The sequence below is a fragment of the Methylobacterium sp. J-001 genome (genome assembly GCF_022829565.1).
Taxonomy (GTDB): domain Bacteria; phylum Pseudomonadota; class Alphaproteobacteria; order Rhizobiales; family Beijerinckiaceae; genus Methylobacterium.
Window position 1 is genome coordinate 33,344 of record NZ_JAKSYN010000133.1, and the last position, 12,139, is coordinate 45,482.

The following is a 12,139-nucleotide window of genomic DNA, read 5'->3' on the forward strand; positions in this document are numbered from 1 at the left end:
CAGGGCCACGCCCTGCAGGTCGTGATGATGCGCATCGGCCCCGAGACCTTCGCGCTCGGGGCCGGGATGGTGCGGGAGATCATCGATCCGATCCCGACCACCCGGGTCGCCGGGGCCCGGCCGCATCTCGGCCACGTGGTCAACGTGCGCGGCAACGTCGTGCCGCTGGCCGACATCCGCGAGCGCTTCGGCATGCCGATGGAAGCCGCCACCCCCGATACCCGCTTCGTGGTGATCGAGCTCGATCTCGACGGCGATCCGACCCTGGTCGCGCTGGTGGCCGACAAGGTGTTCGAGGTGACCGCGGTCGCCCTGGAAAGCCGCCAGCCGGCGCCGAAGATCGGCACGTCGTGGCGGCCTGAATACATACGCTCCATTGTCAAATCCGGGAATGACTTCGTCATCATCCCGGACATGCAAGCAATACTGAACTAACCGGCCTTGGAGAAGACGATGCGATTTTCGATCAAGGCCAAGCTGGCCGCCGGTTTCGGTGCCTTGCTGGTTCTCGCGGGCCTCGCCGGCGGAGTGGGCTACCAGGGCCTGATGGAGGCGGACAGGAGCCAGGCGTTCCTCCGCGGACGCGCGGAGACGCAGGCCCTGGTGCTGGAAGCCAAGGCCAATACCATCCGCAGCACCGCCAACATGCGCACGGCGGTGATTACCGTGAACGACGCCCAGATCGCGGATTCGCTCAAGCGCGCCCTCGATAACCGCAAGCGCGCGCAGGAGATCATCGCCAAGGTCAAGGCCGGCGCCGCGACCGACGAGGGCCGGCGGCTCGTCCAGGACCTGGACCAGAAATACGAGGCGCAGGTCGCCCTGGGCAACCGGATCGTGGAACTGGCCCGGATGAATGCCAATGCCAAGGCCTGGGCCGAGATCATCGGCGTGGGGCGCCCGGCCATGGCCGGGCTGCGCACGGAACTGGAGACCCTCTCGGCCAAGGCCGACGCGCGCTCCATCGACCTGATCAAGGCGGTGATGGCGGTCCAGATCCCCCTCGAACGGGCCTGGGGCCGGCTGCAGGCCGCCACGGGCGCGGTCAGCGTCGCCGGGTTGGACGAGCACGTGACCGCGACCAAGCAGATGCGCGACGAGATCGGGCGCAGCCTGGACAACCTGCTCCGGGTCGGCGCGGCTCTGAAGGTTCCCACCGAAGCGGTCCGACAGAGCTTCGAGACTTGGTTCGCCTCGTTCCAGAGGGCGCTGGCCACGATCGAGCCCGGCGCGCCCATCCACGCGATCGAGCTCATCTCGGGCGGGTACAGCGCCGCGTCCATCGCCAGCAACCAGGCCTTCGACCTCCTGTCCGACTACCAGGGCCGCCAGATGGCGGAGGCGGTCGAGCGCGCGAAGGCGGCGTCGCAGGAGAGCCAGACGCTGATGCTGGCGACATTGGCCGGCGCGCTCCTCCTCGGCCTCGGCATCGCCGGGTGGCTGGCGGTCTCGATCGCCCGGGGAATGGCGCGGGCCGTGTCGCTCGCCGAGGCCGTCGCGGTCGGCGACCTGAGCCAGACAATCGCGGTGACCTCGAACGACGAGATCGGCGACCTGATCACCGCCATGACGCGGATGACCGCCAACCTCAACGCCACCGCCGCCCTCGCCGACGCGATCGCGGGGGGCGACCTCACGGTCGAGGCCGCGCCGCTCTCCGACAAGGACACGATGGGCCTCGCCCTGCAGACGATGCTGACGCGGCTTCGCGCCGTGGTGATGGAGGCGAACGCGGCGGCCGGGAACGTCTCGGCGGGCTCGCAGGAATTGTCGTCCTCGGCCGAGCAGCTGTCGCAGGGCTCGACCGAGCAGGCCGCGTCCACGGAGGAGGCCTCGGCCTCGGTCGAGGAGATGGCCGCCAACGTGAAGCAGAACGCCGAGAATGCCAGCCAGACCGAGGCGATCGCGCGGCAATCGGCCCAGGATGCCGAGGCCAGCGGCGCGGCGGTCGGCCGGGCGGTCGACGCGATGCAGACCATCGCCCAGAAGATCACCATCGTGCAGGAGATCGCCCGCCAGACCGATCTGCTGGCCCTGAACGCCGCCGTCGAGGCGGCCCGGGCCGGGGAGCATGGCCGCGGCTTCGCGGTGGTGGCGTCCGAGGTGCGCAAGCTCGCCGAGCGCTCTCAGGCGGCCGCGGCCGAGATCGGCACGCTGTCGGCCGACACGGTCAAGGCGGCCCAGCAGGCGGGCGAGATGCTCGGGCGGCTGGTGCCGGATATCCGCAAGACCGCGATGCTGGTGGAGGAGATCTCGGCGGCGTGCCGGGAGCAGGATGTCGGCTCGGCGCAGATCAACCAGGCGATCCAGCAGCTCGACAAGGTCACCCAGCAGAACGCCAGCGCCTCCGAGCAGGTCTCGGCGACCTCGGACGAGCTGGCGACCCAGGCCGAGCGGCTGCAGGCGACGATCGCCTATTTCCGCGTCGACGAAACGGAGACCCGCATCGACGCGGCGGCGACGCAGCTGCGGGCGACGGCGGCCCGCATGGGCGTGCCGGCCAAGGCCAAGGCGGCGGGCAAGGCGGGGGGCAAGGCGCGCCCCGGCCGGGCGACCCTGGCGGCGGGGGGCGGCTTCGACCTCGACATGGGCGACGGCGACGCCCGCGACGCCGACTTCATCCGCGCGGCCTGAACGCCCCCGGCACCGCGCGGAGGGCCTTCGCGCGGTGCCCCCTTCTCACGACCGACCCCCTGATTGCCGCGGTGAAGGCCCGTGTCCCCCGGATCGGGCAGGACCCGACCGGCAGCGGCCCAGCCGGAGACCACCATGTCCAGCGTGTGGCAGTACCTGACCCTCGGCCTCGATCGCGAGATCTTCGGGATCGCCATCGAGTCCGTGCACGAGACCCTCGATTACCGCCCGCCCGCGGCCCTGCCGCAGGCGCCGCCGTTCCTGGTTGGCATGATCGACGTGCGCGGGCAGAGCTACCCGGTGATCGACCTGCGCACGAAGCTCGGCCTGCCGGCGATCGATGTGACCCCGTCAACCCGGATCATCCTGCTCAACATCCCCATGGGCGCGCGGGAGATGCGGGTCGGCTTCGTGGCCGACCGGGTCATCGAGGTGGCCGAGCTCGACAGCGCCGAGCTGGAGCCCGCCCCCGACGTCGGGGGCCGCTGGCGCTCGACCTACATCGCCGGCATCGGCCGCCGGGGCGAGGCCTTCGTGGTCGTGTTCGACCTCAAGGCGCTGATGGCGGGGGACGACCCGGCCCTGCTGCTTCCTTCGCTCGCAGCCTGACCGCCGTACGGGAACCGATGCCATGCCGCAGCTGAGCGACCAGCATTTCGAGAACGTCGCCGACCTGATCCAGGAGCGGGTCGGGATCCAGATCCCGGCGGCCAAGCGCACCATGGTGGAGGGGCGGCTGCGCAAGCGCATGCGCGCCCTCGATATCGAATCCCTGTCGGCCTACGGGCGGCACGTCTTCGAGGAGGGCCACCTCGCCGTGGAGCTCGTCCACATCATCGACTGCGTCACCACCAACAAGACTGATTTCTTCCGCGAGCCGGCGCATTTCGACCAGCTCCGGGACGAGCTGGTGCCGATGCTGCGCCGGAACGGGGCCACCCATGGGCGCCTCAAGCTCTGGAGCGCCGCCGCCTCGACGGGGGCCGAGGCCTACACCCTGGCCATGGTGCTGCACGACATGGCGATGGCCGGGCACGCGCTGGATTACGCGATCCTCGGCACCGACGTCTCCACGGAGGTCCTGCGCGTCGCCGCCGACGGCATCTACCCGGAGGAGGTGCTGCAGGCGGTGCCACCGCACTTCCGCCGACGCTACGTGATGAATGCCCGGGACCCGTCCTGGAAGGTCGGGCGGATCGTCCCGGAGCTGCGCAGCCGCGTGCACTTCAAGCACCTGAACCTGATGAACGCCCAGTATGCGGTCGATCACGACATCGACATCATCTTCTGCCGCAACGTGCTGATCTACTTCGACAAGGACACCCAGCGGGCGGTGCTCTCCCGGCTCGCCACGCACCTCCAGCCCGGCGGCTTCCTCGTGGTCGGCCACTCGGAATCGATGGCCGGGGCCGGCGTGCCGGGCCTGGAGCAGGTCTCCTCGACGATCTTCGGCCGGACGAAGGGGCCCATCGCATGAGCCGAAGCGCCCCGATCCGCGTCCTGATCGTGGATGATTCCGCCTCGGTCCGGCAGACCCTGGTCGGCATCCTGGAGGCGGCGCCCGACATCACCGTGCTGGGCACGGCGGCGGATCCGTTCATCGCGGCGCGGCGCATCCACGACGAGGTGCCGGACGTCATCATCCTCGACCTCGAGATGCCCCGGATGGACGGGCTGACCTTCCTGCGCAAGATCATGGCCCAGCGGCCGATCCCGGTGATCATCTGCTCGACGCTCACCGACCAGGGCTCCCGGACGCTGTTCGAGGTGCTGGAGGCGGGGGCGGTGGACGTCCTGCCCAAGCCCCGCGTCGACACCCGCCAGTTCCTGATGGAATCCTCCGTGCGGGTCTGCGACGCGGTCCGGGCCGCCGCCCGGGCGAAGCCGCGCCAGAGCCGCCCGGGGCTGCGCGCGGTCGAAGCCAAGCTGACCGCCGACGCGGTGCTGCCGCCCGCGGCCCGCAACCGGACCCTGGCCGGGACCGAGCCGATCGTCTGCATCGGCGCCTCCACGGGCGGCACCGAATCCCTGCGCGACGTGCTGGAGATGCTGCCCGTCGATTGCCCGGGCCTCGTGATCGTCCAGCACATGCCGGAGCACTTCACCGCGGCCTTCGCCAAGCGGCTGGACGGGCTCTGCGCCATCGCGGTGAAGGAAGCCGAGGACGGCGACGCGGTCGGCCCCGGGCGCGCCCTGATCGCCCCGGGGGGGCGGCACCTGCTGCTCCAGCGCAGCGGCAACCGCTACACGGTGGCGGTCAAGGACGGCCCGCTGGTCTCCCGCCACCGCCCCTCCGTGGACGTGCTGTTCCGCGGGGCCGCCCAATGCGCCGGCGCCAATGCGCTGGGCATCATCATGACCGGCATGGGCGACGACGGCGCCAACGGCCTCCTGGAGATGCGCCGGGCCGGTGCCCTCACGGTGGCGCAGGACGAGGAGAGCTGCGTGGTGTTCGGCATGCCCAAGGAGGCGATCGAGCGCGGCGCCGCCGCCAAGGTCCTGCCGCTGGACCGCCTGCCCGCCGAGATCATCCGGTTCGGCCACGCCCCGGTGCCGCGCCTGCCCGCGTGACGGGCGGCATGCGCGACGATCCCGGTCAGCCGCCACGCAGCCGGGCGGCGAGCGCCTCGGCCAGACAATCGGCGACCCGGCGGATCCGAGCGTTGCCGCGCACTTCCTCGTGCAGAACCTGCCAGACCGGCGGGGGCGCGAGGCGCAGGCCGATCTCCGCCTGTTCCAGGCCGGGCTGCGCTCCGGCCAGGAGCACCTGGGCGAAGCCGAGGCCGGCCCCGGCCAGCATCAGGTTCCAGTAGACCATCTGGTCGTCGCAGCGGACCGGGAAATCCTCGCGCGCCGCCCGGAGCCCGTGGGCCGCATAGGCCCGCAGGAGCGCGTCGCTGCGGTCGAAGCCGAGCACGTCGTGTTCCGCCAGATCCGCCACCGTGCGGGGCCGGCCGCGGCGCTCGAAATAGCTCCGCGTGCCGAACAGCCCGAGGGGCGCCTCGCCGAGCCTGCGGGCGATCAGGGCGTTCTGGGTCGGGTCGACCATCCGGATGGCGATGTCGGCATCGCGACGCAGACGGACGGGATCGAGCGCGTGGTCATGACCGGCAGCGCCGGCTTCCTGGCCCTGGGACTCGCGACCCTGGTGCGGCACGCGCTCAGCCTCGCCGCCTTCCGCGGCGGCGACCCAGCTGCCGGCGGTGCTCCGGCCCCGGCCCGCAGCCCTTAGCGTTCGGTCTGGTCCCCGAAGAGGCGATCGGCGTCCGACGGCGCGTCACGCCCGGCGGCGGTGGCCGGACAAGGTATCGTTGGCGACGGTTTGCGGCGTCTCGGGCTGCGCGCCCGGGACCGGCTGGTGCAACCCGGCGGGACGCCGGCTGCGCAGGGCGGCGAGCAGGAGACCGGCGAAGACCGCCGCGCTCCCCGCCCCGAACGGCGCTAGCAGGAGCGCGCCGGGGCCGAACCAGGGCCAGGCGCACACACAGGTCAGGATGCCACCCGCCAGGGTCGCCAGCACCAGAACGAACACTTCGCCCCCGTATTCGTTTTCGGTCGTGTCGCCGCAAAGCGGCTGACCCAAGTTACTGCCGCACACAGGGCCGCGGCAACCCCAGTATTTTTGCAGGACGCATCGCGAGAACCGACGGCGCCATGCCCAATACGCGGGTCGACCTCGGCCTTTCGCGCCCGGCTCGCGGTTCGCGAGAGGTTCTATCGGGCGACACTTGGGTGTCTCCGGAAGCCGGCGATCGCCCGGCCGCGTCGGCATCGCGGGTGCATGGCCTCCTGTGAGGCCACGGGCTTCGGCAATCCGCGCTCGGACGGTGGCGGCAGATCCACAACCTGAAGGAGGTTTAAGCCTAACCAGAAATAGCGCGTGACGGCCCCGCTTGGGTTGTGTCTGATGCCGGCAGACACAACCTGAAGGGTGAGCCGTGAGATCGATCCCGATCGGGACCGTCCTGTTGCTGACGGTCGGGGGCGCCGGCGTCCGGGGCGGCGGCCATGGCCTGAGCGGCACCGGATCGAACGGCGCCAGCCACCCGGTATCCGGCTACACCATGGCCCGCCGGACGGTCGTCGCGCCCGACTCCGCCACCAACCCGAACGGCACCGCCCGCGACCATGACGGGACCCGGGGCAACATCAACCCGTATACCGGCGCCGTCGGCACCCACGGGGGCGGCCGATGATGCGGCTCGCCTGCGCCCGGCTGGCGCTGGCCGGTGCCGTGCTCCTCGGCCTCTCCGGCGCCGCCAGCGCCCGGGACGTCCGCGAGCCCGACGAATCGACCCTCGACCGGCACGGCCATTACCGCAACCGCGACGGCTTCGAGGTCCATCGCCCGGCCAAGAGCCGCGATGGGAACAAGCCGGCCGGCGCCACGGCCAAGTGTCGGGACGACACCTGGAGCTTCAGCCGCAATCACCGGGGCACTTGTTCCGGTCATGGCGGGGTCGCCCATTGGGAGGGCTGAGCGGGCAGACCTGAGGTGTTGGGATCAGATTGTCCCGCTTGTCGTGCAAGGAGGGTTCTGCGAAGCCTCGACGCCAACCTTGGGCAGACTGGTGGGCGAACGCAAAAATTTCGGCCTAAAATCCGAAAATAGGAATTCTTGGGTTGACACCGTCCCGCTCCTGGGGTAGATCCAGGGCACGGTCGAAAAGTGTGCGGAGCGGCGGCGATGCAGGCACTCGATGCGCTCCCGCCGGAGCAGCGTGCGGCGGTCGAGCGTCTCCTGCGGGAGACCACGCTCTCGGTCGCCGAGATCAGCGCCCGCACCGGCGTGAAGCCGGCCACCATCCTCACCTGGAACGCCCGGTCCGGCTGGCTGAGGCCGCGCCGCTGGCGGCATGACATCGCCGCGCGCTGGCCGGAGCCGCGCCGGGCCGCGCTCACCCGGCTGCTGAGCGAGCGGCGCAACGATCCTGAGGATGTCGCCGAGGCGGCGGGCGTCGGCCGCGAGGCGACCGGGCGGCTCCTGGCGGTCTGCGGCGTGGCCCGCCCCGAGCGTCCGGCCGAACCCGATGCGGCGGCCCCGGAGCCGGCTGTGGAGACGGTCGAGCCCGGCCTCCTCGATCCGGCCTCGGCAGCGGACCCGCCGACCCTGCGGGCGCATCTGCGTGCCCATATCGCCCGGCAGATCGCCGCCTTCGATGCCGCCCTGAACGGGGAGGGGGCGGCCGTGCTCGATTCCGCCCGGGTGCTGCGCGACCTCGGCGGCCACAAGCGGCTGCTCGACGAGATCGGCGCGGGGACCGGGGACGGGAGCGATGGCGGCCCCGAACCGGACCTGCCGGCTCTCCGCACGGAGATCGCGCGCCGCTATGCCGGCTTCGTCCGCGCCCGGACGGCGGCCTGACACGCTCGGACCCGGCCGGTCGGCGCGCCCGCGACAGGATCTCGACCGCGCGGCACGTTGCCGGTTTCCGCGCGAATCGGCCGACACCGCGCTGGGCCCTCGGCTCGCGGCCCGGAGCGCTTCCGTGCGGCGGCGTCTCGGATGCCGCCGCCGGGGCCGTGCTGGCCGGTAAGCCTCCATTATCCGAACTGCGTTGATCGTCGCTTCTCGGTGGATTCGCCGTAGATTGTGAGGCAAGACTGCGATCGAACGAAAGTATCGATCACGGGGCCGATGGGATGAGTCTGTCACGAAAGTTCTTCGCACTGTGTGCGGTCAATGTTTTATCGTGCATCGTTCTGTCATTTATGATCACGATGTACGGATCATCGATCGGAAAGGTCGATGGCGCGAACAATCTGCGCATCCAGTCCATCCTCCTGGCCGGCGAGGTCAGGCAGAGCTCCGACGATCTCACCCGTCTCAGCCGAACCTATGTGGTCACCGGCGATCCGAGCTACAAAAAACAATATTTTGACATCATCGATATTCGGTCCGGGAAGAAGCCGCGGCCGCAAGACTACTATCGCGTCTACTGGGACTTCATCTCGGCCGGCCTGCCCAAGCCGCGCCCCGACGGAGAGGCCGTCTCGGTCCAGACGCTGATGCAACGCCTCGGCTTCACCCAGGAGGAGACCGACAAGCTCGCCGAGGCGGTGCGCAACTCCGACGGCCTGGTGCGAATCGGCGTCGAGGCCATGAACCTCGTCGAGGGCAAGGACGCCGAAGGGCGTCCCCTCGCGGAGCCGCAGCCGGAGCGGGACCGGCAGCGGGCGATCACCCTCGTCCACGCACCGGAATATCACGCCTTCAAGGCACGGATCATGAAGCCGCTCGACGACCTCTACGGGCTGATCGAGCATCGGACCAACGACGCGGTGCAGGCGCTCCAGGCCCAGGCGCACCTCTGGTTCCTGGGCGTGATCGGCGCCCTGGTCGCCACCGTGGCGGCGTTCCTGGCGCTGGCCGGCTTCGGCTACAAGGCACTGCTGCGCGGCTACGCGTCGATCGGGGCCGCGATGGAACGGATCGCGGCGGGCGATTACGCGACCGCGGTGCCCGGGGTGGCGCGGATGGATGAGGTCGGCGCGATGGCGCGCTGCCTGGAAGCCTTCAAGACCGGCTTGGCCGACGATGCCGCGACGCGGCACGCGGCGGCCCATGCCGAGCGCGAGCGCGAACGGCGGGCGCAGAACCACGCCCTGGCGGCCGCCTTCGAGGAGGCGGTGGGCGCGGTGGTCCAGGCGGTCACCGGATCGGCCGTGGAGCTGCGCGGGACGGCGCAATCCATGGCGCAGATGGCCGGCGCGACGGCCACACGCTCGGAGGAGGCCTCCCGCGCCATGGGGGACGCCGCCAGCAATGCCGCCACCGTGGCGGCGGCGGCCGAGGAGCTCGGGAGCTCCGTGGGCGAGATCGCGCGCCGGGTCGCCGACGCGGCCGCGCTGACGCGGGCCAGCAGCGCCGAGGCGGGGCGCACCGCGGAGCTGGTGCGCCACCTGAGCGAGGCTGCGGCGCGGGTGGGCGACGTGGTGGCGGTGATTTCCGGCGTGGCCGGGCAGACCAACCTGCTGGCGCTGAACGCGACCATCGAGGCGGCGCGGGCCGGGGAGGCGGGCCGGGGCTTCGCGGTGGTCGCCGCCGAGGTCAAGGAACTGGCCAACCAGACCGCCCGGGCCACCGACGAGATCTCGGCCCAGATCAGCGGTATCCAGGGCGCCACCCGCGAGGCGGTCCTGGCGATCACCGAGATCGTCACGCGGATCGGCGACCTGGACGGCGTCTCCGCGGCCATCGCGGCTTCGGTGGAGCAGCAGGGCGCGACCACCCAGGAGATCGTCCGCAACGTCAGCCAGTCCGCCAATGGCGCGGGGGCGCTGCGCGTGACGATCGACGGCGTCGCCAGCCTCGCCGGCGATACCGGAACGGCGGCCGAGCACGTGCTCGACATCGCCGCCGGGGTGTCCCGTCAAGCGGGCACGCTCAGCACCGAGGTGACCCGCCTGCTGGCGCAGCTGCGGGCGGCGTGAGACCACGCGTCCGTCTTCCGGACGCCACCATCGGATCGATCGGCGCCCGGCGCCGGTCGATCGCGGCGAAGTCCCGAGGCGGTCCATCCACTGCGGCGCTGCGGGACCCGAGCGACGGGCGGGAGGGGGGCGATGGCGGCACCGGGCCCGACGCGCCGGCCCTCCGCGCGGGCATCGCGCGCCGCGATGCAGGCCCTGGCCGCGGCCGGGAGGCTGCCTGACTTCCTGGCGACCCTGCCGGCGCCGCTGGTCTGCGCGCTGGCGGACGACTGGCTGCACCAGGCCCGGCCCGACCAGCTGCCGCCATCCGGGATCGACTGGACGACCTGGGCGGTGATCGGCGGCCGCGGCAGCGGCAAGACCCGCACCGGGGCCGAATGGGTCGACGCCCTGGCCCGGGGCGACCCGGCCTTCACGACCGAGCCGGTCGGCCGCATCGCCCTGGTGGGCGAGACCCATCTCGACGTGCGCGACGTGATGGTCGAGGGGCCGTCCGGCCTCCTCAACCTGCCGGCCCGGGGCCGGGCGCGGCCGCGCTGGTCGCCGAGCCTGCGCCGGCTCGCCTGGGACAACGGCGCGGTCGCCCTGGCCTTCTCGGCGGAGGAGCCCGATGCGCTCCGCGGCCCGCAATTCGGCGGCGCCTGGTGCGACGAGGCCGCCAAGTGGCGCCGGCCCGAAGCCGCCTTCGACATGCTGCAATTCGGGCTGCGGCTGGGCGCCCGCCCGCGCAACCTCGTCACCACCACGCCGCGGCCGGTGCCGCTGATCCGCCGCCTGCTCGCCGACCCGCGCACGGTGGTGAGCCGCGCCCGCACCCACGACAATGCCGCGCATCTCGCTCCGGATTTCCTGGAGCAGGTGGTCGGGCGCTATGCCGCCACGCGGCTGGGCCGGCAGGAACTCGACGGCGAGCTGATCGCCGACCGGGACGACGCCCTCTGGGCGCGCGGAGCCCTGGAGACCGCCCGGGTCGCCGTCGCGCCGGACCTGGCCCGGATCGTCGTCGCGGTGGACCCGCCCGCGACCTCGGGCGCGCGCTCGGATGCCTGCGGGATCGTGGCCGCGGGCCGCGCCGGCGCCGAGGCCTACGTGCTGGCCGATGCCAGCCTCGCCCGGGCAAGCCCCCAGGCCTGGGCCGGGGCGGCGCTGACGCTCTATCACCGGCTCGGGGCCGATGCCCTGGTGGTCGAGGTCAACCAGGGCGGCGAGATGGCCGCCGCGGTGCTCGCCCAGTGCGACCCGGCGGTGCCGGTCACGCCCGTCCGCGCGACGCGGGGCAAGTACCTGCGCGCCGAGCCGGTCTCGTTGCTCTACGCCCGCGGCCTCGTCCACCATGTCGGGGCGTTTCCGGCCTTGGAGGACGAGCTGTGCGATTTCGGGCCCGACGGTCTGTCGAGCGGCGCCTCGCCCGACCGGCTCGACGCCCTGGTCTGGGCGGTGACGCATCTGCTGCTCGACGGGGCTCGGGAACCGCGGATCCGGCGGCTATGAAGCCGGCTGTGCGGCCCCACACGGGAAAGTGAGGCGTGTTGCATCCATAAATTGCATACACTCGGGGTGGCTGTTATGGTTGATCGTACATCCGGAGGGTGGCTCATGAACTCGGATCCTGATCCTGAGATCGGTCTGCCCGACAGCGCTCATCGCCGCCTGCGGATGCTCGCCGAGACCCTCGGCTGCCCGGTCTCCGATTTCTTCGGCCCCCCGACGGTCCGCGCCGATCTGAGCGCCACGGTCGAGTTGCTGCGCCTGTGGCATGCCATCACGAGCGAGGCCGACCGCGCCGCCGTGCTCCGCTACGCCCGGCAAGCCGCCGGTGTCGTCCCGCGCGCGGTCGAGACGGTTTGACGGGGTCGATGCCGGGCGGGGCCTCGGCAAAGTATGACGAGACCGGGATATCCGACGATCCCCCAGCATCCTGAGGGGCCGGAGCGAGGCCGCTGACGCGGTACCTCGGGAGAAGGGGATCGCCCGCATCCCCTGGTCGAGAGCCCGATGCCAGGCCGCGCGGACACAACAATACGGCGCGCCTCTGCGAGAAGCGCGCCGCGAGTCGGTTCGTGGTCTCTGG

At 71.7% G+C, this 12,139-nt stretch carries 14 protein-coding genes; 12 read left to right on the forward strand and 2 right to left on the reverse strand.

All coding sequences use genetic code 11. The features are described 5' to 3' along the window. The first annotated feature begins 24 nt into the window (after positions 1-24). The 5 genes from MKK65_RS15350 to MKK65_RS15370 all read left to right on the forward strand — a co-directional run bounded on the left by MKK65_RS15350 (position 25) and on the right by MKK65_RS15370 (position 5,205). Complete coding sequence (locus tag MKK65_RS15350; protein WP_243958654.1) at positions 25-435, forward strand: chemotaxis protein CheW; 411 nt, start codon at positions 25-27, stop codon at positions 433-435. A gap of 18 nt (positions 436-453) precedes the next feature. Continuing rightward, entirely contained in the window at positions 454-2,634 is a 2,181-nt protein-coding gene (locus tag MKK65_RS15355; RefSeq protein WP_243958655.1) for a methyl-accepting chemotaxis protein, read from the forward strand. Between the two features lie 135 nt (positions 2,635-2,769). Further along, positions 2,770-3,243, forward strand: coding sequence for a chemotaxis protein CheW (locus MKK65_RS15360; protein WP_243958657.1), 474 nt, complete (start codon positions 2,770-2,772; stop codon positions 3,241-3,243). A gap of 22 nt (positions 3,244-3,265) precedes the next feature. After that, a complete protein-coding gene (locus MKK65_RS15365; RefSeq protein WP_058192779.1) occupies positions 3,266-4,111 on the forward strand; it encodes a CheR family methyltransferase in 846 nt (281 codons plus the stop codon). Beyond that, a complete protein-coding gene (locus MKK65_RS15370; protein WP_243958658.1) occupies positions 4,108-5,205 on the forward strand; it encodes a chemotaxis response regulator protein-glutamate methylesterase in 1,098 nt (365 codons plus the stop codon). The genes MKK65_RS15365 and MKK65_RS15370 overlap by 4 nt, the downstream gene beginning before the upstream one ends. 25 nt (positions 5,206-5,230) lie before the next feature. Here the strand turns inward: MKK65_RS15370 and MKK65_RS15375 are convergent, their stop codons facing one another. Then, positions 5,231-5,791, reverse strand: coding sequence for a LysR substrate-binding domain-containing protein (locus MKK65_RS15375; protein WP_313902042.1), 561 nt, complete (start codon positions 5,789-5,791; stop codon positions 5,231-5,233). On the opposite strand from MKK65_RS15375, the gene MKK65_RS31215 reads away from it, so the two are divergent. After that, the gene (locus MKK65_RS31215) at positions 5,738-5,866 is read left to right on the forward strand and encodes a hypothetical protein (protein WP_279596774.1); all 129 of its coding nucleotides are present in this window, start codon (positions 5,738-5,740) and stop codon (positions 5,864-5,866) included. The genes MKK65_RS15375 and MKK65_RS31215 overlap by 54 nt on opposite strands. A 45-nt stretch (positions 5,867-5,911) precedes the next feature. On the opposite strand, the gene MKK65_RS15380 is transcribed toward MKK65_RS31215, so the two are convergent. Next, on the reverse strand, positions 5,912-6,217 hold the full coding sequence (locus MKK65_RS15380) for a hypothetical protein (protein WP_152997524.1): 306 nt from the start codon (positions 6,215-6,217) through the stop codon (positions 5,912-5,914). A gap of 355 nt (positions 6,218-6,572) precedes the next feature. Between MKK65_RS15380 and MKK65_RS15385 the strand changes: the two genes are divergently transcribed. The 6 genes from MKK65_RS15385 to MKK65_RS15410 all read left to right on the forward strand — a co-directional run bounded on the left by MKK65_RS15385 (position 6,573) and on the right by MKK65_RS15410 (position 11,916). After that, positions 6,573-6,830 carry a hypothetical protein gene (locus MKK65_RS15385; protein ID WP_243958660.1) on the forward strand — a complete coding sequence of 86 codons (258 nt, stop codon included), beginning with the start codon at positions 6,573-6,575 and terminating at the stop codon, positions 6,828-6,830. Then, on the forward strand, positions 6,827-7,114 hold the full coding sequence (locus tag MKK65_RS15390; RefSeq protein WP_152997523.1) for a DUF3761 domain-containing protein: 288 nt from the start codon (positions 6,827-6,829) through the stop codon (positions 7,112-7,114). Before MKK65_RS15385 ends, MKK65_RS15390 begins: the two co-directional genes overlap by 4 nt. A 207-nt stretch (positions 7,115-7,321) precedes the next feature. Beyond that, positions 7,322-7,999 (forward strand): sigma-70 region 4 domain-containing protein, encoded by a 678-nt coding sequence (locus tag MKK65_RS15395; RefSeq protein WP_243958661.1) that lies wholly within the window; start codon positions 7,322-7,324, stop codon positions 7,997-7,999. A 356-nt stretch (positions 8,000-8,355) separates the two neighbouring features. Beyond that, positions 8,356-10,068, forward strand: a complete 1,713-nt coding sequence (locus MKK65_RS15400) for a methyl-accepting chemotaxis protein (protein WP_243958662.1) — start codon at positions 8,356-8,358, stop codon at positions 10,066-10,068. Between the two features lie 186 nt (positions 10,069-10,254). Then, the gene (locus tag MKK65_RS15405) at positions 10,255-11,559 is read left to right on the forward strand and encodes a DNA-packaging protein (protein ID WP_243958873.1); all 1,305 of its coding nucleotides are present in this window, start codon (positions 10,255-10,257) and stop codon (positions 11,557-11,559) included. A gap of 105 nt (positions 11,560-11,664) precedes the next feature. Next, positions 11,665-11,916 carry a hypothetical protein gene (locus MKK65_RS15410; RefSeq protein ID WP_058192101.1) on the forward strand — a complete coding sequence of 84 codons (252 nt, stop codon included), beginning with the start codon at positions 11,665-11,667 and terminating at the stop codon, positions 11,914-11,916. Positions 11,917-12,139 lie beyond the last annotated feature (223 nt).

Coding starts and splice junctions, on each gene's coding strand:
- MKK65_RS15370 (WP_243958658.1), top strand. CDS start 4,108: ATGAGCCGAAGCGCCCCGATCCGCGTCCTGATCGTGGATGATTCCGCC.
- MKK65_RS15395 (WP_243958661.1), top strand. CDS start 7,322: ATGCAGGCACTCGATGCGCTCCCGCCGGAGCAGCGTGCGGCGGTCGAG.
- MKK65_RS31215 (WP_279596774.1), top strand. CDS start 5,738: ATGACCGGCAGCGCCGGCTTCCTGGCCCTGGGACTCGCGACCCTGGTG.
- MKK65_RS15355 (WP_243958655.1), top strand. CDS start 454: ATGCGATTTTCGATCAAGGCCAAGCTGGCCGCCGGTTTCGGTGCCTTG.
- MKK65_RS15400 (WP_243958662.1), top strand. CDS start 8,356: ATGTACGGATCATCGATCGGAAAGGTCGATGGCGCGAACAATCTGCGC.
- MKK65_RS15410 (WP_058192101.1), top strand. CDS start 11,665: ATGAACTCGGATCCTGATCCTGAGATCGGTCTGCCCGACAGCGCTCAT.
- MKK65_RS15360 (WP_243958657.1), top strand. CDS start 2,770: ATGTCCAGCGTGTGGCAGTACCTGACCCTCGGCCTCGATCGCGAGATC.
- MKK65_RS15350 (WP_243958654.1), top strand. CDS start 25: ATGATGCGCATCGGCCCCGAGACCTTCGCGCTCGGGGCCGGGATGGTG.
- MKK65_RS15405 (WP_243958873.1), top strand. CDS start 10,255: ATGCAGGCCCTGGCCGCGGCCGGGAGGCTGCCTGACTTCCTGGCGACC.
- MKK65_RS15390 (WP_152997523.1), top strand. CDS start 6,827: ATGATGCGGCTCGCCTGCGCCCGGCTGGCGCTGGCCGGTGCCGTGCTC.
- MKK65_RS15365 (WP_058192779.1), top strand. CDS start 3,266: ATGCCGCAGCTGAGCGACCAGCATTTCGAGAACGTCGCCGACCTGATC.